This is a genomic window from Micromonospora sp. NPDC002575 (assembly GCF_042889525.1).
Classification (GTDB): Bacteria; Actinomycetota; Actinomycetes; order Mycobacteriales; family Micromonosporaceae; genus Micromonospora; species Micromonospora carbonacea.
Genome location: NZ_JBIARA010000015.1, coordinates 75,465 through 97,123 on the forward strand (window position 1 = coordinate 75,465; position 21,659 = coordinate 97,123).

The 21,659-nt window shown below is 71.1% G+C and carries 14 protein-coding genes, 1 tRNA gene and 2 pseudogenes; 13 read left to right on the forward strand and 4 right to left on the reverse strand.

Features of this window, described 5'->3' with window-relative positions; genetic code table 11:
• Positions 1–92 precede the first annotated feature (92 nt).
• Complete coding sequence (locus ACFYWL_RS21870) at positions 93–2,831, forward strand: M14 family zinc carboxypeptidase (RefSeq protein ID WP_386975462.1); 2,739 nt, start codon at positions 93–95, stop codon at positions 2,829–2,831.
• 86 nt (positions 2,832–2,917) lie between these two features.
• The gene (locus ACFYWL_RS21875; protein WP_386975463.1) at positions 2,918–3,112 is read left to right on the forward strand and encodes a hypothetical protein; all 195 of its coding nucleotides are present in this window, start codon (positions 2,918–2,920) and stop codon (positions 3,110–3,112) included.
• Positions 3,113–3,187: 75 nt separating this feature from the next.
• Here ACFYWL_RS21875 and ACFYWL_RS21880 read toward each other — a convergent pair whose 3' ends face one another.
• Positions 3,188–4,357: a S8 family peptidase gene (locus ACFYWL_RS21880; protein ID WP_386975465.1), complete on the reverse strand. Its 1,170-nt coding sequence runs from the start codon at positions 4,355–4,357 to the stop codon at positions 3,188–3,190.
• A gap of 642 nt (positions 4,358–4,999) precedes the next feature.
• Here ACFYWL_RS21880 and ACFYWL_RS21885 point away from each other — a divergent pair.
• From ACFYWL_RS21885 to ACFYWL_RS21920, 8 genes and pseudogenes are all read left to right on the forward strand, one after another.
• Positions 5,000–6,175, forward strand: coding sequence for a recombinase family protein (locus ACFYWL_RS21885; RefSeq protein WP_386975467.1), 1,176 nt, complete (start codon positions 5,000–5,002; stop codon positions 6,173–6,175).
• Positions 6,176–6,546: 371 nt separating this feature from the next.
• Complete coding sequence (locus ACFYWL_RS21890; protein WP_386975469.1) at positions 6,547–7,002, forward strand: SitI3 family protein; 456 nt, start codon at positions 6,547–6,549, stop codon at positions 7,000–7,002.
• 162 nt (positions 7,003–7,164) lie between these two features.
• Positions 7,165–7,855: pseudogene (locus ACFYWL_RS21895) on the forward strand (DUF4291 domain-containing protein).
• A gap of 319 nt (positions 7,856–8,174) precedes the next feature.
• The gene (locus ACFYWL_RS21900) at positions 8,175–8,501 is read left to right on the forward strand and encodes an SDR family oxidoreductase (protein ID WP_386975471.1); all 327 of its coding nucleotides are present in this window, start codon (positions 8,175–8,177) and stop codon (positions 8,499–8,501) included.
• Between the two features lie 293 nt (positions 8,502–8,794).
• Positions 8,795–10,804, forward strand: coding sequence for a hypothetical protein (locus tag ACFYWL_RS21905; protein WP_386975669.1), 2,010 nt, complete (start codon positions 8,795–8,797; stop codon positions 10,802–10,804).
• A 31-nt stretch (positions 10,805–10,835) separates the two neighbouring features.
• Entirely contained in the window at positions 10,836–11,231 is a 396-nt protein-coding gene (locus ACFYWL_RS21910; protein ID WP_311411283.1) for a hypothetical protein, read from the forward strand.
• A 277-nt stretch (positions 11,232–11,508) separates the two neighbouring features.
• Complete coding sequence (locus tag ACFYWL_RS21915; protein ID WP_386975473.1) at positions 11,509–11,742, forward strand: transposase; 234 nt, start codon at positions 11,509–11,511, stop codon at positions 11,740–11,742.
• A pseudogene (locus ACFYWL_RS21920) lies at positions 11,739–11,981 on the forward strand (IS3 family transposase); the annotation flags it as partial. The gene ACFYWL_RS21915 and the pseudogene ACFYWL_RS21920, both read left to right, overlap by 4 nt.
• A gap of 304 nt (positions 11,982–12,285) precedes the next feature.
• Here the strand turns inward: ACFYWL_RS21920 and ACFYWL_RS21925 are convergent.
• The 3 genes from ACFYWL_RS21925 to ACFYWL_RS21935 form a co-directional block, all read right to left on the reverse strand.
• Positions 12,286–14,517: a substrate-binding periplasmic protein gene (locus tag ACFYWL_RS21925; RefSeq protein ID WP_386975475.1), complete on the reverse strand. Its 2,232-nt coding sequence runs from the start codon at positions 14,515–14,517 to the stop codon at positions 12,286–12,288.
• A gap of 72 nt (positions 14,518–14,589) precedes the next feature.
• Positions 14,590–14,838, reverse strand: coding sequence for a hypothetical protein (locus ACFYWL_RS21930; RefSeq protein WP_386975477.1), 249 nt, complete (start codon positions 14,836–14,838; stop codon positions 14,590–14,592).
• A gap of 413 nt (positions 14,839–15,251) precedes the next feature.
• Positions 15,252–15,335: transfer RNA gene (locus tag ACFYWL_RS21935), tRNA-Leu, on the reverse strand.
• A gap of 234 nt (positions 15,336–15,569) precedes the next feature.
• On the opposite strand from ACFYWL_RS21935, the gene ACFYWL_RS21940 reads away from it, so the two are divergent.
• The 3 genes from ACFYWL_RS21940 to ACFYWL_RS21950 all read left to right on the forward strand — a co-directional run bounded on the left by ACFYWL_RS21940 (position 15,570) and on the right by ACFYWL_RS21950 (position 21,645).
• Entirely contained in the window at positions 15,570–17,822 is a 2,253-nt protein-coding gene (locus ACFYWL_RS21940; protein WP_386975479.1) for a tetratricopeptide repeat protein, read from the forward strand.
• A 154-nt stretch (positions 17,823–17,976) separates the two neighbouring features.
• A complete protein-coding gene (locus tag ACFYWL_RS21945) occupies positions 17,977–20,604 on the forward strand; it encodes a fibronectin type III domain-containing protein (protein ID WP_386975671.1) in 2,628 nt (875 codons plus the stop codon).
• A 27-nt stretch (positions 20,605–20,631) separates the two neighbouring features.
• A complete protein-coding gene (locus ACFYWL_RS21950; RefSeq protein ID WP_386975481.1) occupies positions 20,632–21,645 on the forward strand; it encodes an AAA family ATPase in 1,014 nt (337 codons plus the stop codon).
• Positions 21,646–21,659 lie beyond the last annotated feature (14 nt).

Sequence of the window (21,659 nt, forward strand, 5' to 3'; positions counted from 1 at the left end):
ACGGGACACCCATGCGAACTGCCCCACTCCGCTCTACATTGCATTCCCGCAAACGGCTGGCGAGCGCCACCGCAATCGTACTACTGGCTGGAATGACCCCTCTGGTGGTCGGCCCCTCGGCCGCCGCCGCGCCCCCGACAACCTGTAGTACCGATCCCACCGACCGGTTGGCCTCGGTGCCCAGCCCGGAGAGCTACCTCGGCTTCCCGCTCGGCACCGGCCAGGAACGGGTGGTCACCAACGAGGAGGTGCGGGGCTACCTCGACGCCGTGGACACCGCCTCCAAGCGGGTCGTCACCGGCGTGATGGGCACCAGCGTGCTCGGCCAGCCGCTGCCGTACGCGATCGTGTCCAACGAGCGCAACGTGCGGCCGGCCGTGCTCAAGGGCATCGCCGAGGACGTCCGCTCGCTGCGCGACCCCCGGGTGGTCAACCAGCAGCGGGCCGGCGAGATCGCCGAGGCGGCGCCGGCGATCGTCTGGGTCACCGCCAACGTGCACGGCGGCGAGAAGAGCGGCACCGACGCCGCCCTCAAGACGCTGTACGAGCTGGCCGCCGGGCTCTCCTGCGAGGTCCAGCAGCGCAACGACAACCTGATCACGATCATCGTGCCGACGCAGAACCCGGACGGCCGCGACGCCAGCCGCCGGCAGAACGAGTACGGCTTCGACATGAACCGGGACTGGTTCGCCCGGACCCAGCAGGAGACCGACGGCAAGCTCGAACTGATGCGCAGGTATCCGCCGCAGGTCTTCATCGACGCGCACGAGATGGGCGGCAGGCAGTACTTCTTCCCGCCCAACGCCGACCCGATCCACCACGAGATCTCCGGCGAGGCGGTCGACTGGATCAACCGGATCGGCGAGGCCAACAAGGCCGGCTTCGGCTACAACGGCGCGTGCGGCGGCGCGGTGACCACCGAGTGCTACTTCAACTACTCCACCTACGACCTGTTCTTCATGGGGTACGGCGACACGGTGCCGGCCGCCGGCTTCGGGGCCGCCGGCATGACCTTCGAGAAGGGCAGCTCGTCGGCGGTGGCCGACCGGGTGCAGCAGCAGTTCCACACCCAGTGGTCGACGCTGGGTTGGGCGGCGGCGCACAAGGGTGAGGTGCTCAACGGCTGGTACAAGGTCTGGAAGGACGCCCTCGCCCAGGGGCGGGCCGGCACGTTGGAGCCCAACGAGGTGGTCCAGCCGACCAACACCGTCCAGTTCCCGGTGCCCGCGCAGACCGTCCGGTCGTACTTCCTGCTGCCCGACCGGCAGCTCGCCGACGCCCGCCAGCTCGTCGAGCGGCTGCGCCGGATGGACGTCGAGGTCTACCAGGTGAAGAAGGCCGTCAAGCTGCCCACCGCCAAGCTCTTCGGCGGCCGGTCGGCGACCAACCTGACCGTGCCGGTCGGGTCGTACTGGATTCCGATGAACCAGCCGCAGAAGCACTGGATCCAGGCGATCATGGGCGAGGACCCGTACACGCCGTTCCCGTACTTCTACGATGTGTCGTCGTGGAGCAACCCGCTGCTGATGGGCGTGAACGCCGTCTACACCGGCGCGGACGTCAAGCCCAACGCGGAGCTGATCGACAAGATCCAGAACACCGGTGGCGGCAAGATCCTGGCCGCGCCGCCGTTGAAGGGCTCCTACACCTACGAGCTGGACTCCGCCGCCGCGGCCGAGTTCACCTTCACCCTGCTGGGCCGGGGCGTGAACCTGGTCCGGGACCTCGACGACGGCCAGGTGGGGATGCCGGCCGGCGCGTTGACGCCGGAGCTGAACACCACGGCCAAGAAGTTGGGGGTGACCCTCACCCCGTACACCACGGCGGCCGTCGGCACCCCGATCAGCCGGCCGGACGTCGGCCTGTTCCAGGGCACCGGCATCTCCACCACCTCCGGCTCGCACGGCGAGGCCCGGTACGTGCTGGGCAAGCGGTGGGGCCTGGACCTCACCCCGGTCACCACCGCCGACATCAACGACAACACCCCCGCCTTCACCGGCCGGACGGTGCTGCTGGTGCCGGACGGCAGCAACGCGACAGGTGGGCTGACCGCGACCGGGCAGGCCAACCTGCGCAACTGGATCGCCCAGGGCCACACCTACCTGGGCCTGCGCAACGAGGGCACCCGGATGGCCCGCGCCGCCGGTCTCACCTCGACCACCGAGAAGCCGAAGCCGACCGGCTACACGGTGATCGGCTCGCACCTGCGGGTCGACGTGGACGCCGACAGCCCGGTCGGGCTGGGCCGGCCGGCGGAGGACTTCGAGTTCAACAACAACGACCCGATCCTCACCCCGAGCAGCACCGGCCGCAACGTGCTGCGCTACCCGAGCGGGGACACCTTCTGGGCCAACGGTTACACGGTGCAGGGTGACGCGCTCAAGGGCACGGTCGCGGTGGTGGACGAGCCGACCGGCGCCGGTCGGGCGGTGCTGTTCGCGTTCAACCCGCTGTTCCGGGCGTACAACGAGAGTGGCCTGCACCTGGTGGCCAACGCGCTGCTGTACCCGAGCAGCGGCACGGCGGCCCGGACCGCCTCGCCGGTCCGGGTCGACCCGGCCCGCGCCGCCGCGGCGGCCACCCCGGTCGCCGAGAACCTCGGCGGCGAGTGGCGGCCGTTCACCATCCAGGTGGCGGCCGGCGACCTGGCCCGCACCGAGGCGGTCGTCGACCGGTACACCGACACCGCGCGGGTCTCGGTGGCGAACGGCTCGGCGTACCTGGTGATCCCGAACCCGGAGGGTCTCCAGATCGACGAGCACCCGTTCCTGGGTGACCTGGTGCGGACCCTGCGGGCCGAACAGATCCCGCTGCGCTCCGTGGTGGGCTGACACCGCGGGTGGGGGCGGCACCTGCGGGTGCCGCCCCCACCCGCCCCGTGCGGAGCCGGGCGGGCCGCGTCGGCCAGGAACGGTGCATGTCCCGCTACCTGCTGTTTCCCGGCCGACATCACCTGCTGACCCGGTTCCAGGCCGACTATCTGCACCGGCTCGCCACCGCCGGTCACCACGACGCGCCGGACGGCGACCGCGCCACCCCCGACGGCGGGCCGACCGCCCCCGCCGGCGACGAGTCGTGGTTCGTGAGATCACCTCGCGCCATACCAGGCTAAACGAGCGACGCTCATGATCCGCAAGACAGAACCTGGGGCGTCGTCGCCCCGGGGCCGGTGGTGGAGGGTGTCAGGTCAGCGCTCCTGGCCGATGTGGAGCATGGTGGGATCCGGACACGGACACGGCCCCGGCCACGGCCAGGGTGGGAACACACGGCAGCAGACCAGCAGAGCGGCGCTGACCTGCGCCGGGGACAGGGCCGGGTTGGCCTGCAGGACGCGGGCGGCGGCGCCGGCCACATGAGAAGAGGCCATTGAGGTGCCGCTGATGAGGTTGGTCGCGGTGTTGCTCGTGCTCCATGCCGAGAGGATGCCGGTGCCCGGAGCATAGAGGTCGACGCAGATGCCCCAGTTGGAGAACGAGGACCGCGCGTCGTTGCTCATCGTGGCGCCGACGGTGATCGCGGTGGGGACCGAGGCCGGCGAGTAGTTGCAGGCGTCGGCGTTGGAGTTGCCGGCCGCCACCGCGTAGGTGATGCCGTCGGCGATCGAGTTCGCCACGGCGGTGTTCAGCGAGGCGTTGGGCGCGCCGTCGAGGCTCATGTTCGCCACCGCCGGCTGGCCGGCCTGGTGGTTGGATGTCACCCAGTTGATGCCAGCGATGGCCTGCGCCCAGGTGCCGCTGCCGGCGCAGTCGAGCACGCGGACGGCGACCAGCGTGACGTTCTTGGCGACGCCGTAGGTGGTGCCGCCGACGGTGCCGGCGGTGTGGGTGCCGTGGCCGTTGCAGTCGTCGGCGGGCAGCGCGTTGTCGATCGCGTCGTAGCCGTGGATGGCCCGGCCGCCGAAGTCGGCGTGGGTGGTCCGGATGCCGCTGTCGATGATGTACGCCGTCACCCCGGCGCCGGTGGTGGTGTAGCTGTAGGAGTTGCTCAGCGGGAGGGACTGCTGGTCGATCCGGTCCAGGCCCCACGGCGGGTTGCTCTGGGTGGTCGTGGCCTGCACGGTCCCGTCCTGCTCGACGTAGGCCACCGCCGGGTCGGCCGCAAGCTGCTTGGCGGTCTTCTCGGTGGCGTGTACGGAGAAGCCGTTGAGGGCGTCACCCCAGACGTCCCGGACGGTGGCGCGGTAACGTTCGGCGAGGGTGGTGGCCCTGCTGGCGACGGCGGCCTTGGCGTGGCCGGCGGTGCCGCCCACCGCGCTGTCCTTGAGGACGACGATGTAGCTGCCGGCGACGGCGGTGGCGCTGCCGGCGTTGAGAATCGTGCCGGTGGTGGGGGCGGCGACGGCGGGCGTGCCGATCATGGCGGTGACCATCGCCGATGCGGCGACGGCTCCCAGGGCACTCCTTACTGTGGCCGTCCTCGATTGGCGAGGCGCGCCGGCGAGCAGGGTGAGGGTGGATCGCCGTGCGCGTTGCCTCAGACGTGTGGACATGCATCCTCCCGGGGATGGGGTCGCCGCAGCCGCCTTGCCGGTGGCGGTTGCGGGTGGACACCCTTACCGAGAGGAATCTATCGATAGAAATACGTTCCGTGAGGGGGCATGTGTTCAGATAGTGATTGCTCGAATTCAGATAGTGTGGGAGATCGCGCGCGGGGTGACGCCGCACCCGCTTCCGGTGGCGTGGCGGCTGGGGGTGAGTGGTGAGGCGTCGCACGGTGCGGTCGTGACGAAGGCAAGACGGCGGCCGGGAAACGCCGTGGGGCGGGTGCCCCGGCGCGCGTGAAACAGACCGGCGGTGCCGGCCGCCCATGCCTGTCTTCTCCCACTATGGCGTCGACCCATGGGTGCCCGAGGTCGGCGGCGCTATCGATCCCGAGTCCGAAGCCCACGACCTGATCATGAGCGTGTTCGGCGGCATGTCCAAGGGCGAACGCACCCGCGTGAAGGTCCGCATCCGCACGGCGATGACCTCGCAGGCGAAGATAGAAGGACGGTTCCTCGGTGGGCGCTCACCCTACGGGTACCGCCTCGCCGACGCCGGACCGCACCCCGAACCCAGGCAAAGCCGCCGACGGCCGCCGCCTGCACAAGCTGGAACCCGATCCGGTCACCGCGCCCGTCGTCCAGCGGATCTTCGCCATGTGCCTCGCCAACAACGGCTACTTCGCCATCGCCGAGGCGCTCACCCGCGACGGCATCCCTTCCCCGTCAGCCGCCGACCCCGGCCGCAACCCCCACCGCACCGGCGAAGGCTGGGCCAAGAGCGCCGTCAAGAACATCCTGTCCAACCCCCGCTACACCGGCCGCCAGGTGTGGAACAAACAGCGCAAGGACGAGGCACTCCTTGACGTCAACGACGTCGCCCTCGGCTACGAGACCCGGATGCGCTGGAACGACAGGGACTCCTGGGTGTGGTCCGACATGATCGCGCATCCGCCGCTTGTCACTGTCAACGACTTCGAGCTGGTCCAGAGAATCATGGCGGCCAGCGGCCGGGGTCGCACCGGCACGCGACAACGAAAGGTGCGCCGCCATTACCTGCTTCGCGGCCTCATGCTCTGCGGACTCTGCGGACGCAAGAGGCAGAGCCACCAGGCACACGACGCCGCCTACTACCGGTGCCGCTACCCCAACGAGTACGCCCTCGCCAACCACGTCCAGCACCCGCGCAACGCCTACGTCGCCGAGCGGGACGTCGTGCCCGCGCTCGACAACTGGCTCCTCAAGGCGTTCGCCCCGCACCGGCTCACCGATACGATCCGCCGGCTTTACGCCGCCAGCCCAACGCCGGACCCGGCTCCGTCGCGCCGGATATCGTCGCGGCGAACAAGATCATTGCCGCGTGCGACGCCAAACTCGTTCAGTACCGCGCCATTGCCGACGCCGGAGGCGACCCCGCCACCGTCGCCGCCTGGATGGCCGAGGTCAACGCCCAACGCGCCGCTACCATCGCCCAACGCGACAAAGCAGCACGAGAACCTGCTCCCCGCCGCCTCACCGAGAACGACGTCCGAAGCCTCGTCGGCAGCTTCGACGACATCCGTAACACCCTGCGCGACGCCCGGAGCGAGGACAAGAGCAACATCTACCGCGAGCTACGGCTCGCACTCACCTACAACCCCGGTCAAAACAAAATCAGCGTCGAGGCTAAGCCTGACGCTGATTACTGTGGGGTAACTGTACGTGTCCGAGGGGGGATTCGGCCACTCGCCCGTAGCACCCAGATACAAGAATGGGTGCTCATGCGATTATCCTAGCAGGTCACAATGGGTGAACCTACAGGAATCATCTGCCCGCCGTCTAATCGCCATTGATGTCACTCCCGACGTGACTGAGAAGCGCCGAAACGAATGTATGGCCGTCGCGGTCGGCGTCCTCTGTGGTGTCGAGGCGGTTCGGGGTATCTCCGGGTGGGAAGGTGACCTCAGCGCGCTGCGGCGGCAGTTCGACGACTGACCCATCGACGGGCTGAAGGAACTGGCCGTGGTGCAACCCCGACGGTACGATTCAACAGATCATCCGGCGAGACTGAGGAAGGCGGGGCGGACATGGGCGTCGAGTTCCGGCTGATCCTCGCCGGCCATCCACCCGTCGACGAGATCGCCGCCCTCACCGCCGCGCACCCCGACGAGACACCGCGACCGACAGCGAACCCGCGGCTGTTCACCGGCCGCCTCTACGACCAACGCGGCTACGCCATCACCGTCCGCGCCGGCACCCACGGCTTCTACGAAGCCGAAACCGACAGCGGTGCCCGCTGGGAATGGGAACCCGACACGTACGTCAACATCACCTTCTTTCCCCACGCCGACGACCTCGCCGACAAAGCCATCCCCAACATGATCACCACCGTGTCCAGGGTCCTTGCCGGACGGGAGGGCGACGCCGCCCTCATCCAGGACGGCAACCACCTCCTCCTGACCCGCACCAACGGCGTCATTCACCTGCACCACCACACCGGCTGGTGGGACCACTACCACCTCACCCACCTCATCACCGGTTGAATCCACGCATCGCTCCGCACCACCTAGGCGGCACCAGACCAACGTTCGGGAGCGCAACTCGCACCAGGCCATGACTCGTCGCAGTGTTCAGGTCGGTCAGGCGATGGCGTTGACGCGGAATCTGGGTGGAACGATCGGGTCTTGACCGGTGAGGATCGGGCGGTGTCCGTTCCCGTACGTCAGATCCGCGCCCACTACTCGGCGACCACCATCACCGTGTACCAGGCGTACCCACCGCAGATCGTGCTACCGGCGGTGGCGGCCGGCCGTTTCGTCGCCCCGTTCAAGCGGGACCGGATGACGTGGATCAAGCCGTCCTTCCTGTGGATGATGTACCGCTGCGGCTGGGCCACCAAGCCAGGGCAGGAGCGCGTGCTGTCCATCGACATCACGCGGGAAGGGTTCGAGTGGGCGCTGGCACGAGCCTGTCTGAGCCACTACGACCGCGACGTGCACGGCGACAAGGCGACCTGGTCGCGGCAGCTGAAGACCAGCTCGGTCCGGGTGCAGTGGGATCCGGAGCGGTCCCTGCATTTGAACGCGTTGCCGTGTCGGCCTCTCCGGCGAGGCCGTCGACCGGTACGTCGACGACTGGATCATCGCCGTCACGGACATCACCCCCACCGTCCAGCGAGTCCGGGACCTGCTGCGCCACGGCGACGAACAGGCAGCGGCAGCTCACCTACCCGTCGAACACGTCTACCCACTTCCGCATCCGATCGCCGACGGCCTCAACGCCAGCCCGGACGCCCCCATCCGAGCAACAGCACAAACCCCGATAGTCGATCAGCAGAGGGCTGCTCCAGCCGTCCCGGTCGCGGCATGTCCGGACGGTCGGGGCCTGTCTCGCTGACGGTATTTCCGGCGATCTTGGTTAGTAGGCTTCAGCGGCTGGGAAGCGGTCGCTGACGCCCGGGGGCGCCTGGCCGCGGTCGTGCACACCGCCGGCGTCTCTGGGGCCACGCCCACCCCGGCCCGGATCATGCAGGTCGACCTGGCCGGAACCGCGTATGTGATCGACGCGTTCGAGCAGGTGGCGGAGCCCGGGATGTCTCTGGTCTGCGTGGCCAGTATGGCCGGGCACTACGCGCAGCTCAGTACGGGACGATGAGCAGGCCCTGGCCACCGCCCCCGCATCCGAGCTGGCCGCCTGGCCGGGGCCGGACGAATCGGTGGCCGCCTACATCCTGGCCAAACGCGGCAACCAGGTCCGGGTACAGGCAGCCGCACTCGGATACAACCGGCGTGGCGCACGGATCAACACGATCAGCCCGGGCGTCATCTCCACCGCGATGGCCAAGGCCGAGCAGGAAGCGTCCTCGGGCGAGCACATGATGGGAATGCTGACCGCGTGCGGCATCGGCCGGACCGGTACGCCGGCAGAGATCGCGTCGGCGGTCGCGTTCCTGACCGGCCCGGAGTCGCTCTACATCACCGGCGCCGCTCTGCTTATCGACGGTGGTCAGGCGGCGTGGATCTGCCGTCACCGCCCGCGGTAGGTAGCTGGGCGTGAATGGTGTAGGTGCCGTCCGCGCCCATCCCGCAGGTGAGCCGGCCGTCGGCGGCCTCGGCACCAAGCCAGATGCCCACCATTCAGGACGCAACGGCAAAGGTCAGGCCAACTGGCGGAAACTGTTGACCGTCGGCCCGGCGCCCCACCGCCGTACTCGCTCCGGGTCGGCTGGCCGCCGGCCACCGGCGCCCGTCTGTGACCGCGCGGACAGCCGGAAACGCGTTTCTCCGATTGGCGTTTCGCTGCGTAGGATCTCCGGCGATCAAGGGGGATGAAACGGTGGGCGATTTCCAGCAGTTCGTGACGGATGTGACTTCGCGTCTGTCCACGATGTCCAAGGGTGAGTTGTACGCCGTCGGCGACGGTCTCGACCGGGACTCACTCTGGCTCACCTTTCTCGATTCCTTCCCCGCCGGCACCAATCTGCGGTTCCGTGAGCGATCCGAGTACGACTGCTCGACCTGCCGCGGTTTCATCAAGCACTTCGGCAACGTCGTCGAGATCCACGACGGGCGGGTCCGTACCGTCTGGTCCGGGGTGTCGGCATCCGACCCGGTCTTCTCCGTCGTCGCCGCCGCTCTGGACGAATTCGTTCTTTCGCTGCCGTTGTCCACCATCTTCCGGTCCACTCAGGCTCAGTACGGGACGAAGACCACCCGAACGCTGCGCGACGGCCAGGTCGAGGTGTGGCACCACCTGCACGGCCGGGTGGAGAAGCGGCATCGCATCGAGGACGTCGGCGCGGCACAGGGCAACTTTGACGCCGCGGTGCAGGTCTTCCAGCGTGGCCTGGCCGAGCTGACCCGGCACGCTCTGGACACCGTCGTCGACCTCATCGACGACAACGCCCTCTACCGCGGCGCGGAGCATCGCCGGACGGTGACCGAGTTCCGCTCGCTGCAGAACCGGTGGACCCAAGCGACCGACCGACGTGCCTTCGTCTTCGCCAACGCCATGAACCCGGCGGCCCGGTTCCGCAACACGGTGATCGGCACCCTCGTCCAGGATCTCTCCGCAGGCGTCGACCTGGAGCAGGCGGTCCGGTCGTTCGAGGCGAAGGTGGCGCCGCAGAATTACCAGCGCCCCACGGCGTTGATCACCCCGGGCATGGTCAAGGCCGCCATGAGGACCATTGCCGAGCTGGGTATCGAGGAGTCGTTGCAGCGACGGTTCGCCCGGCTGTCCGACGTGTCGGTCACCAACGTGCTGTGGGTCGACAACGACACCCAGGCACGGATGAAGGACGGCATCGAAGGGCTGCTCATGCAGGCGGCCACCACCCGGTCGTCAGGTGCGTTCCTACGGGACGCCAGGCCGGAGGAGATTCCCGTGGTCTCCTTCATGAAGGACATCCTGCCCAGCGCCGCCACCATCGACCTGTGGGTCGCCAACACCTACGAGCCGCACTTCGTCAGCCTCACCACCGGCCGGCACCCGACTGCTCCGCGGTTGTTCAAGTGGGACAACGATTTCGGCTGGTCGTACGGCGGCAACGTCACCGACTCGATCAGGGAAAAGGTCAAGCGGGCCGGCGGCAACGTCACCGGCAAGCTGCGGGTGAGCCTGTCCTGGTTCAACCACGACGACCTAGACCTGCACGTGTACGAACCCAACGGCGACCACATCTGGTACCAGGAGAAGCGCAACAAGCTGGACGTCGACATGAATGCCAGCGGGACGCTTTCCCGCGAGCCGGTGGAGAACGTCACCTGGACCGACCGTGTCACCGACGGTGAGTACCGGATCGAGGTAAACCAGTACCGCAAGCGGGACAGCACCCAGGTCGGATTCGTGATCGAGACCGAGAGCAACGGGAAGATCGAGCATTACAGCCACAATCGTGCGGTCGGCCACAAGGAGACCGTCGAGGTGGGCCGGATGACGGTTGCCGGCGGGGTGATCACCGCTTTCCGGCCGGGTAAGGACGTGCAGCGGGGCAGTGCGGGCAAGGAGTTGTGGGGCATCACCACCGAACAGTTCGTACCGGTGTCCACCATCATGTACTCGCCGAACTACTTCGACGACAACGAGGTCGGCAACCGGCACTACTTCTTCATCCTGAAGGGGTGCGTGAACGACCAGCCGACGCGGGGGATCTACAACGAGTTCCTCCGCAGCGATCTGCAACCGCACCGCAAGGTGTTCGAGGTTCTCGGCGACCGCACCAAGTGCGAGCCGTCTCCGGATCAGCTTTCCGGCCTCGGCTTCAGCTCCACGGTCCGCAGCTCTGTGGTCGCCAAGGTGACCACGACCGGTGGCCGGCGCCGCCTTATCAGCATCCAGTTCTGATTCCCTACCCAGATACTTCAGAGAGGCTACCGTGACCATTTTCGAGAAGGCCACACGGGAGAAGTTCCGCTATCCGTCGGCCAAGGGACTGCTGACCACGGAACAGCTGTGGGAGCTGCCGCTGACCGCCAAGTCCGGCTTCAGCCTCGATGATGTGGCCAAGGCGGTCAACGCCGAGCTCAAGGCCGTCGACACCGAGTCGTTCGTGGCCACCGAGGCCAATCCAGCCAAGGCAACCTTGGAGACCAAGCTGGAGGTCGTCAAGCACGTCATCGCCGTCCGCCTCACAGAGGCCCAGGCGGCGAAGGCGGCGGCGGCCAAGAAGCTGGAGAAGGAGAAGCTGCTGGCGGTCCTGGCCCGCAAGCAGGACGCGGTCCTGGAAAACCTGACCGAGGCAGACCTACTGGCCCGAATCAACAACCTGTAGCCCGCCGACAATCAGCGTCTGCCAGCGGACCCGCACATCGCCGAGAAGTACGGTCGCCATGCAAGACCTGTGCGGCCAGGCCGACGCTCACGGCCACTTCTCGGCGAACTCACATCGGTACAACAACGACCGCGACGCCCTCTCTGAGCCACCCCCGCTTTCGTGGAGCTTCTTGATCATGGTCTGATGGCCGTGGGGAGGAAGACTCTGTGGCAGCACCGAAGAAGTACCCCGATGAGCTGCGTCAGCGCGCTGTGCGCTTGTACCGCGAGTCGGCGTGATCCGACGCCTGGCAGAGCAGCTTGGCGTTCATCACGAGGCGCTCAGGAACTGGATCCGCCAAGCCGAGGCTGACGCCGACGAGCGTCACGACCGGCCGACCAGCGAGATGGCGGAGGAGAATCGCCGGTTGCGCAGGGAGGTCGCCGAGTTGCGGCGGGCGAACGAGATTCTGAAGGCCGCGAGCGCGTATTTCGCGGCGGAGCTCGGCCCGACCCGGCGACGGTCATGAGGTCCATCCACGAACATCGTGACCAGTTCGCGGTCGCGCCCCTGCTACGGTTCCTCAACGTCGGCGCCTCGACCTATCACGCGTGGGTCAAGCAGGTCGAGCAGCCCTGCGACCGGGACGTGGTCGACCTGGGGCTGATCTCCACCATCCACGAGATCTGGGAGACCTCCGGGCGCACCTACGGCGCGGACCGGGTCCACCGGCAGCTACGCCGCGACGGCATCCACGTGGGCCGCAAACGCGTCGAGCGGCGCCGCCCACACGGCAGGAACCACCCCTTGAAGTTACAGAAGCATCTCAATGTCTGCCTAAACGGGGCAGGCCCAGAGGAGAACCTCCGTGTTCGTGCGTACCCGCGCGCGGTGTCACCACCGCGTGCCCGGCGTGCTGACGGCTACCCCGGCGGGTCGCGTCAGTCGGGTGACGACGGCCCGGCCGAAGGGGACATCGACTGGGTACCCGTACGCCGGGAGTTGGTCGCCATTGGGTCACTCAACGCCCAGCTCGGTACGTCACCTGCTCGGCGGAACTCAGCAAGTCGCCCTACCCTGCGGCGTCGCCGGGCGGGGACTTCTGCCTCCGTACGTCGAAGGGGAAGGTCGGGTTCGTCACCATCACCCGCACCTGTGACGACCACGCCTTCGTGGTCCACGTGGTCGTCTGGGACGGGTCGGGCGCGTAGGGCGGGGCGGCGGCGTCGACCTGGATGACACAGCGGGGATCCTGGAACGTCGCCGGTCGCTGCCGACGGGCCAGGGCCTTCAGCAGCGACTCGCGCAGCGGCAGTCCGAGCACCGTCGCTGAGTCGCCCGGCAGGTCGGTGAAGCTCGGGCAGGAGGTGCGGGACAGGATGTCCGCGTTGGGCACTATTTCCACCCCGCCCGCGTCGGACAGGATCGTGGTGGACTCCTCGTCGACCGAGACGACGTATCCCCGCAACTGCCGCACCGACGTGGTCTCGGAGCCGGCGTCCGGATCGGCCACCCTCGTGGTCGTCGAGTGCGGCGCCGGTGCGCCGACGGGTGCCTGCGGGCGGCTGACCTGGATCGCGGTCGACGGGAGGATCGGGGTGGTCACCACCGTGTAGAGGACGCCGATGGCGAGCAGCGCGGCCAGCGTGCCACTGGCCCGCACGAAGCGCGCGACGTCGCTCCGGCGTACCGCCGCGTCGACGCCGAGCAGCAGGACCGGTGCGGGCCAGCCCGCGACGGCGGCCAACACGGGCTCGTCCTGGCCCAGCGCCGCCCAGGCGATCGCGGCGGCCACCCCGGCGAGGAGCAGCCCGACCAGCGGACGCACCCGCGGTGCCGTGCGGTGACGGGTGGCGAGGTGCAGGGCAAGCCCCCAGACCGGGAGGAAGACCAGCGGCGTGCTGACGGCGGCGGCGAGCACGCTGGCCCCGACCAGCCAGCCGGGTGCCCGGGCGGTCCACCGGGCCACCGCGTACCGGCGCGACAGCAGTCGCCGGTCGGCCGGGTCGGCGGCGCTGCCCAGCACCACCGCGCCGACGGTGAGGACCACCGCCGGCACCGCGAAGAAGATCCATACGACCGAGAGGCTCACGGTGGCCAGGAAGGTGATCGGGTTGACGCTGTCGGCCAGCATCAGCGTGAACTGGCGGTCCCCGCCGGACTGGATCCACAGGTAGAGCGCGGACACCGCCACCGGGACGCCCAGCAGCAGGGACCAGAACTGGGACCGGTCGGTCGGTCCGGTGCCGGCCGGGGCCTCCGGCGACGCCGCCATCGGGCGTTCGGTGACCCGGCGGCGCCGTCGGCCCGAGTGCCGCCGGGCCCGGTGCCGCAGCGTCCGCCGCTGTCGGGCCGGTGTCGAGGCGGGCGGTGCCACGGCCGGCGGCACCCCGCTTACCGCGCTCACCGTCTCCTGGCCGTCGCCGGCGCCCCGCAGCAGCGTCCCCTCGGGCTGCGGCTGCCGGTTGAGGTAGCCGGCCCGGGCGAGGGTGTGGTTCATCGCCTGTTGCCAGGCGCCGGCCTCTCCCTTGGCGTAGCTGGCGAGCAGGAAGGAGTCGACGAGGGCCCGCAGATGGCGGTCACCCCAGGCGACACCGATACCGTAGCGCTGCACCGGCAGAGCACCGCCGAGCGGAAAGATCCGCAGGGCGCCACCGGAGGCGTAAGCGCCGCCGCGCAGGAGGACCTCGTCGCCGGCGAACGCGTCGACGCGCCCCGACCGCACGTCGGCGAGACAGTCGAGGGGGTTATCGCGGCGTTGCACGACAGCCGGCCGGCTGGTCAGGGTGAGGTCGGCGGTCGTGCCGGCCACCGTGCAGAACCGGCTGCCGCTGACCCGGCCGGACCAGGTCCGGCGGGCCAGCGCGACGAGGCCACCCTGCAGGTACGGGCCGGCGAAGTCGATCAGCCGCCGACGCTCGGTGGTCATCAGCAGGGCGGCGAAGACGACGTCGACCCGGCCCTCGGTCAACGCCGACAGGCGTTCCGGCGGGGCCAGCGGCACGAAGACCGGTGCGACGCCCAGCGACCGCGCCAGGGCCGCGGCCAGCTCGACGTCAAACCCGGTGCGCCGGCCGTCCGGCTCGACCTCGCTGAGCAGAGGCTGGTCGGCGAGCACGCCGACCCGTAGGTCCCGGCCGGCGATCGAGGAGCGCCGCAGGACGTCCTCGACGGTCGCGCCGCGCTGGCCGCCGAGGCTGAACGCCAGCGCGGAGGCGGCTACCAGGGCGAGGCTGAGGAACAGGCTCCACCCCCGGCGGCGGTGGAAAGTGATGCCGCGGCGCGTGCGTTCGGTGTCAACCAAGGAACCGTCCCGGCTCGTGACCAGCGGTGCCGGCTACCGCACCGGCCCCGGAACGGCCGGCGGCCGTACCGGTCACCAGCCGACCAGGTGGGCTGCGGGCGGCGCATCCGCCGTGCCGCCAGGTCGCCTGTCGCCAACCCGACTGCACGGGGTGATGGGGGCGGCGGCGTGCCGGGACACGCCGCCGCTCCGCTCGGTCAGGGGTGGCTGACCGCACCGGGAGGGCTCCGGCTCGGCCGCCAGGAACACCCGGTCACCGGCGGCCAGCCCACACCACTGCCGCACCACGGCCGGCAACCGCAGGCGCCCCTCCTTGGTCACGGCGAACACACCCGCTCGTCAGCAGCCACAACGATCAGCCCGCGGTGTTCCCGGATGTCGAGGCGACGGCCCGGAGCCCAGCCCAGGGCCCTCATCACCGTCCGGTCGGCCATGCGTCCATGACAATCCAGCGTCACCAGGGCATAGACCGTACGCGCAACGCGGCGGGGGAGCCGCGAGCCTGGCCAGCGGCAGAGGCGGCCGCCGGGTGGCTCCAGTGGATGATCTCCCGCTACCAGCGTTCACCTGGCCGGGCAGGACCACAGCCGGAATGACAGCGGAAGCAGAAGGGGTACTCACGATGCCCACCGCCCCGCCAGCGGGACCGTCAAGGGCTTACAGAGAGTAAACGAGGGTGGTTGAAGCCGCTCAACCACCGCTCCGCACAACGTCGCATGAATGCTACGCGGGAGTGTCCGAGGGGGGACTTGAACCCCCACGCCCTATACGGGCACTAGCACCTCAAGCTAGCGCGTCTGCCATTCCGCCACCCGGACCTACTCGCTCAACCTACCGTGTCGACCGAGGGTGATTTCGCCACCCTCCGGCCGCCCCGGTGGGCCGCACGGGGGCTTACTTTACACGGCCCGCGTGGATCATGCACATCACCCTCGGGCCGCGGTGGCCGCCCAGCTCAGCGGCGGCGATGGCCGACCGTGAGGCGCCTTGGAACGATCATGGCCGACACGGCGGGTGGCGTCGGGACGCCCTCTCCGGGCAGCATGGCTGACGTGTCACAGCCCTCTCCCCTGGCCGCACTCCAGCACCGGGCGCTCGCCCTGCGCGCCGCCGGCGACGTCGCGGGTGCGTGCCGGCTGTTGGCCGACGCGATCGACCCGCTGAGAGCCAGCTTCGGCGAGGACCATCCGGAGGTCCTGGGCACCGCCCACCTGCTGGCCCGGTTGCACCGGGAGGCCGACGACCCGGCCGCCGCGCGGCGCGTGCTGGAGGAGGCCCTCGCGGCCGGCGAGCGCCGGTGGCATCCCGCGGACCCGCTGATGCTCGCGTTCTCCTTCGACCTCGCCTCGGTGGCCGAGGAGTTGGGCAACCGACACGAGGCCCGTCGCCACTACTCGCGGGTGGCCGACGCCGGTCCGGCCGTGCTCGGCGCGGACCACCCGGCGGTGCAGGCGGCGCGGCACTACCTCGGGGGCACGGGGGCGGGCACTCGGCCGCTCCCGCCACCGCTGCCGGTGTCCGGCCCGCCGCGGCAACCGCCACAACAGCCGCCGCCTCCGCCCCGGATCCCGACGCCGTCCCGGTCGCCGGAGTCCACCGCGCCGGTCACCGCCCGGCACGTGTCGGGGCCGCCGCAACCGGCGGCGGTGCCGGGCGTACCGTCGGTGCCGCCGGCGGCCGGGCCCCCGGCGGCTGCGGCCCAGCCCTCTCCCGGCAGCGACGCTCCGCCGCAGCCGCCGGTCTCGCCGTGGGCTCCCCAGGCGGCTCCGCCGGCACCACGGATCCCGGCTCCCTCACGGCCGGGATCGGCGGGGCAGGGCGGGCCGGTGCCGCACCCGCCGGCGCCAGCCGCGCACGGCGGGGCGGTCGCGCACGGCGGGGCGGTCGCGCACGGCGGGGCGGTCGCGCCGCGACGGGCGCAACCGGAGGCTACGTCGGCCGGCGGTTCCGCGCCGGCCGCCACGGACTCGGCGTGGGCGCCGCAACCGGCCGAGGGCGGTCGCCCGGCGCCCGCGCCGCAGGCTCCGATGCCGGCGGTCCCGGCCCCACCGAGCGCCGCAGCGGCCCCGCCGGCACCGCGCGTGCCCGCCGAGGCGGGGCCGCAGCCGTCGCCGCCGCCCGGGCCGGCACACGGTTGGGACAAGCCGACCATTCAGGTACGGCAGATCGATCCCCTGCTGCGGGAGGAGGCGATCCGGCAGGAGGCCGCCCGGGCGGCGACCGAGCCGAGCGGCGGCCCCTCCCCGGCGCCGGCGATCGGGGCGGGTCCTCCCGTGGGCGCTTCCCCGATCGGCGCTCCGGTGCGCGACGGGGCCGCCGACGCCCCACCGGCGAGCGACCCGCAGGCCGGCGGTCGACCCGTCAGCGGGAGCCCAGTCAGCGGGAGCCCAGTCAGTGGGAGCCCGGTCAGCGGCGTACCCGTCAGCGGCACCCCGGTCAGCGGGTCGCCCGTGCCGCCGTGGGGGATGACCGCACCGCCCTGGGGCAGGCCCGCTTCGCCGCAGCCGCCGGCTGAGCCGGTCGGCGGGGAGCCCACCGCCCTGGGCCCGGACGGGGCCGGCCACCCGCCGGCCGAGGGCACGGGCCTGCCGTCCCTCGGGCCCGTTCCCGGGCATCGCGCGGCCCCGGCGAGGCCCGGACCGGACGCCGTCGCGACGCAGCCCGCCGCGCCACCGCCACCGCCACCGCTGGCGTCGCCACAGCCACAGCCACAGCCACGGATGGTTCAGGACCATCCGGAGCCGATCGGCCGGGGCCACGGGGACGGGCCGGCGTGGCCCGAGCGGGGTGACGGGGGAGCCGACGACGGTTACCCGTCCCCGCGCGAGGCGTGGCAGACGACGTACCCCCAGGAGGAGCGGGCCGGGCGCGGCCGGGTGATGGTCGTCGTGGCCGTGGTGGTGGCCCTGGTCGTGCTCGCGGTCATGGTCGGCGTCGCGGTGCTGGTGCTCGGCCGCGACGCGCCGGCGCCCCCGCAGGCCACGCCGCCGCCGGCGGCGGCCGGGCCGACGGTGGGCGGGCCGCCACCGGGTGACCTGGAGCTGCGCGACGACAGCAGCACGATCACCCTGACCTGGACGGACCCGTCGGCCGGCGCGGTGCCGTTCATGGTGGCCGGCGGCCGGGCCGGGCAGAAGCTGGGGGTGATGGCCACGGTGGACCCGGGGCAGACCAGCTACACGGTGAACGGGCTGAACGCCCGGGTGGACTACTGCTTCACGGTGCTCGCCGTGTACTCGACCGACGCGTTCGCCACGTCCGGGCAGGTGTGCACGCAGCGGGAGCGGACCGCGACGCCGCGCTGAACGACCGTCCACTCGGCATGCACGCTGGGTGCGCACGGGCCGACGGTGCGGGTTTCCCCTGTCTCAGGGTGGCCATATGATGGCACCCGGCTCACGGGAGGGTCGCCGGTGGACGGCGCTCACCTGCCACGACGACACGGGGAGGCAGCCGCTTGTGGCCACCATCGACGACGCCGTGAGCACGGAACCGGGCGCCTCCCGCCGGCGCTGGCGCGGTGGCCTCGTCACCGTCGGCACGGTGTCCGCGCTGCTGGCCGCGATGGGCCTCACCGTCCTCGGGTTGGGCGCCGCCGACAACGCGGTGGCCAACTACGACGCCAGCAGTTGGCTGTGGAGCGCGGCGCGCAGCGAGCTGGCGCGGGTCAACGGCGTGACGGCGCGGGTGGACACGCGGGTGGAGGTGCCCGACTCCCGGCGGCACCCGGTGCAGGTCGTCCAGACCGACCGGCTGCTGGTCCTGCGCGACCTGAACACCGGGCAGGTCAGCTCGCTGGACCTGGCCACCCTCCAGATCACCGCCACCACCCGCACCACCCCCGGGCTGGGCGTCAACGTGGCGCTGCACGAGGACGCCGCGTTCGTGGTGGACGCCGTGCAGGGCATCGTCCGGCAGCTCGACCCGCGTTCCCTGGCCCCGGTGGGCGAGCCGGTGCGCTACCCGCCGGGCATCACCGGCGGCGCGTTCGACGGCGAGGGCCGGCTGTGGGTCGCCGTGCCGGCCGAGGGCACCGTCTCGGCGGTCACGGCGGCGGAGCTGCCGTCCGAGCCGGGTTCGGCCGCGCCGCCGGGCGGCGGCATCTCGCCGAAGAGGATCGAGACGTACGACGTCGCCGAGCCCAGCCACGAGCTGGTGGTCTCCACGCTGGACGATGGTGTGGCGGTGCTCGACCGCACGGCCGGGGCGCTGGTGCGGGTGCAGCGCGGCGAGGTGGCCCGCACCCCGCTGACGATCGCCGGGCCGGGGGCGCTGCCGGCGCGGACGAGCGGGCCGAAGGTGCCGGTGACGGTCGCCGGCGAGCGGAAGGTGCACGTGATCGGCGCGGGCGGCGAGGAGCGGCAGTTCACCGTGCCGGGCCGGGGCGACAGGCTCAGCCCGGCCGTGGCGTGGGCGGACCGCTTCTACTGCGCCGACGAGTCGACGGGCACCGTCTACTCCTTCGACGCCTCCGGCCAGCTCGTCGACACGATCGGCGGCAGGGGCTCCACCGGCCCGCTGGAGCTGGAGGTGCGGGAGAACCGGCTGTTCATCAACGCGCCCGACTCGTCGACCGCCCGGGTGGTCGACGACAAGCACCAGGTGCGCGAGGTCAACAAGTACGCCAACGACGTGCTCGGCGGCGACCCGCCGCCGGTGCCCCCGCCGCCCCCGCCGAAGAAGCCGAAGGTGGGCAAGCCGAGCGCGCCGCGCAGCGTCACCGCGTCGGCCGGTAACGCGCGGGCCCGGGTGAGCTGGCGGCCGGCGGCTGCGAACGGCGCGGCGATCATCCGGTACGTGGTGGAGGGTGCCGGCGCGCGCCGCGAGGTGGGGGCCAACCAGCGGTCGGTGGAGGTTACAGGGCTGACCAACGGCGAGACGTACCGGTTCTCGGTGCACGCGGTCAACGCCAAGGGCGACGGCCCGGCGCGGTCCAGCAACCCGGTGACGCCGACGGCGGCGGTGCCGGACCCGCCGTCGGGCGTGACGGCCGAGGCCCGGCCCGACGGGACGGTCCTGGTGAAGTGGCCGGCCGCGAACGGCCAGGGCAACACCATCGCGAAGTACGCGGTGACGGCGACCTCGGCGGGCGCCAACGCGCCGGCCGGCGAGTCGTCGAAGACGGAGCTGGTGGTGCCGGCCGGCGAGCTGGAGTACGGCACGCAGTACGCGTTCACGGTCGTGTCGGTCAACGACAAGGGTGCCGGGTCGGCGGCCTCCCCGGTGAGCAACAGCGTGGTGCCGTTCGCCGCGCCCGGCGCGCCGGTCGACCTGCGGGCGACGACGGTGGCGAACCGGCCGGGCACCGTGGCGGTGCAGTGGTCGCCGGCTGCGGCCAACGGCCGACCGGTGACGAAGTACCTGGTGGACGCGGGTGGCCGCAGCAGCGAGGTGACCGACACCCGGGCCACCGTGGACGGCCTGGGCGACGGGCAGAGCGTCACGGTGACGGTGAAGGCGGTCAACGAGGCGGGTCCGGGGGCGGCGGCGACGGGCACCGCCCGCACGGTGGCGCCGCCCCGGGTCACGGTCACCGGTTCGTCGGCGACGGCGACGGCGGTCACGGTCACCTTCACGGTGGACGCCGGCGGCGGGCAGGCCACCTGCACGGTCAGCGTGCCGGGCGAGAAGCCGGTCACCGCCCGCAACTGCGCCAGCGCGACCGTGTCGGGGCTGACGCCGGGCACGGCGTACACGGCGACGGTGACGGCGAGCAACGCCGCCGGTGAGGGAACGGCGAAGCGGGCGCAGAGCACCGACCCGCTGTACGGGATCGCGACGTGCAACAACGGCCCCGACGGCGACCAGCGGACGTACTGCGACAAGGACGTGGCCGGCCGCAACGGCAACGAGATCTTCTCTGTTCCCCAGCAGGACAACGACAAGCAGGTTGGCTGGGCCCGACCGGGCAACCGGCTGAAGGCGTACTGCAAGCGGCAGGGCGAGAACGTCGACTCGTGGATCTACAACGACCAGAAACAGAGCAGCTGGTGGGTGCGGGTCGAGTTCGAGGGGAAGAACTACATCCCGTGGGCCTGGCTCAACCTCGAAGGCGGCGACAACATCAACGTCCTGCCGACCTGCTGACCGCGCCACCAGGCAAGGAGCACCGCCGTGAACACGCACGAACCGCTCACCCAGCCGGAGGTGCAGGGCTTCGCCGCCCTCGCCGCCCGGCTGGCGGAGAACGTCAACTCGGTGGTGCTGGGCAAGCCGCAGGTGGTCCGGCTGGCGTTGACGGCGCTGTTCGCGCAGGGGCACGTGCTGCTGGAGGACGTGCCGGGGGTCGGCAAGACCACCCTCGCGCGGGCGATCGCCGCGACGGTGAAGGGGCGGTGGCGGCGCATCCAGTTCACCCCGGACCTGCTGCCCTCCGACGTGTCGGGGGTGACCATCTTCAACCAGGCCACCCGGGGTTTCGAGTTCCACCCGGGGCCGGTGTTCGCCAACATCGTCATCGCCGACGAGATCAACCGGGCGTCGCCGAAGACCCAGTCGGCGCTGCTGGAGGTGATGGAGGAGCGCACGGTCACGGTGGACGGGGTGCGGCACCCGGTGCCGCAGCCGTTCCTGGTGGTGGCCACGCAGAACCCGGTGGAGATGGACGGCACCTACCGGCTGCCGGAGGCGCAGCTCGACCGGTTCCTGGTGAAGCTGTCCGTCGGGTATCCCGACGAGGCGGTCGAGGTGGAGGTGCTGCGCGGGGCGACCGTCCGCTCCCCCGAGGCGCTGCCCGCGATCACGGACACCGACACGGTCGGTGAGATGGTGCGGATGGCCCAGCGGGTGCACATCGCCGAGCCGTTGTACGCGTACGCGGTCCGGCTGGCCGCCGCGACGCGCGGTCACCCGCAGGTGCGGGTGGGGGTGAGTCCCCGGGGCGTGATCGCGTTGACCAGGGCGGCGTGCGCGTACGCGTTGATCGACGGGCGGGGCTGGATCATGCCGGAGGACCTGAAGGCCCTCGCCGAGCCGGTGTTCGCGCACCGGCTGCTGCTGACCTCCGACGCGCAGGTGCGCGGGGTGAGCGCCGCCGAGGTGCTGCGCCAGGCGGTCGCCTCGGTGCCGGTGCCGCTGCCGTCGGGCCAGGTCGCCCCGGCCCCGGCTTCGTCTCTGGCGCAGGGCTGAGGCGGCTGCGGGGC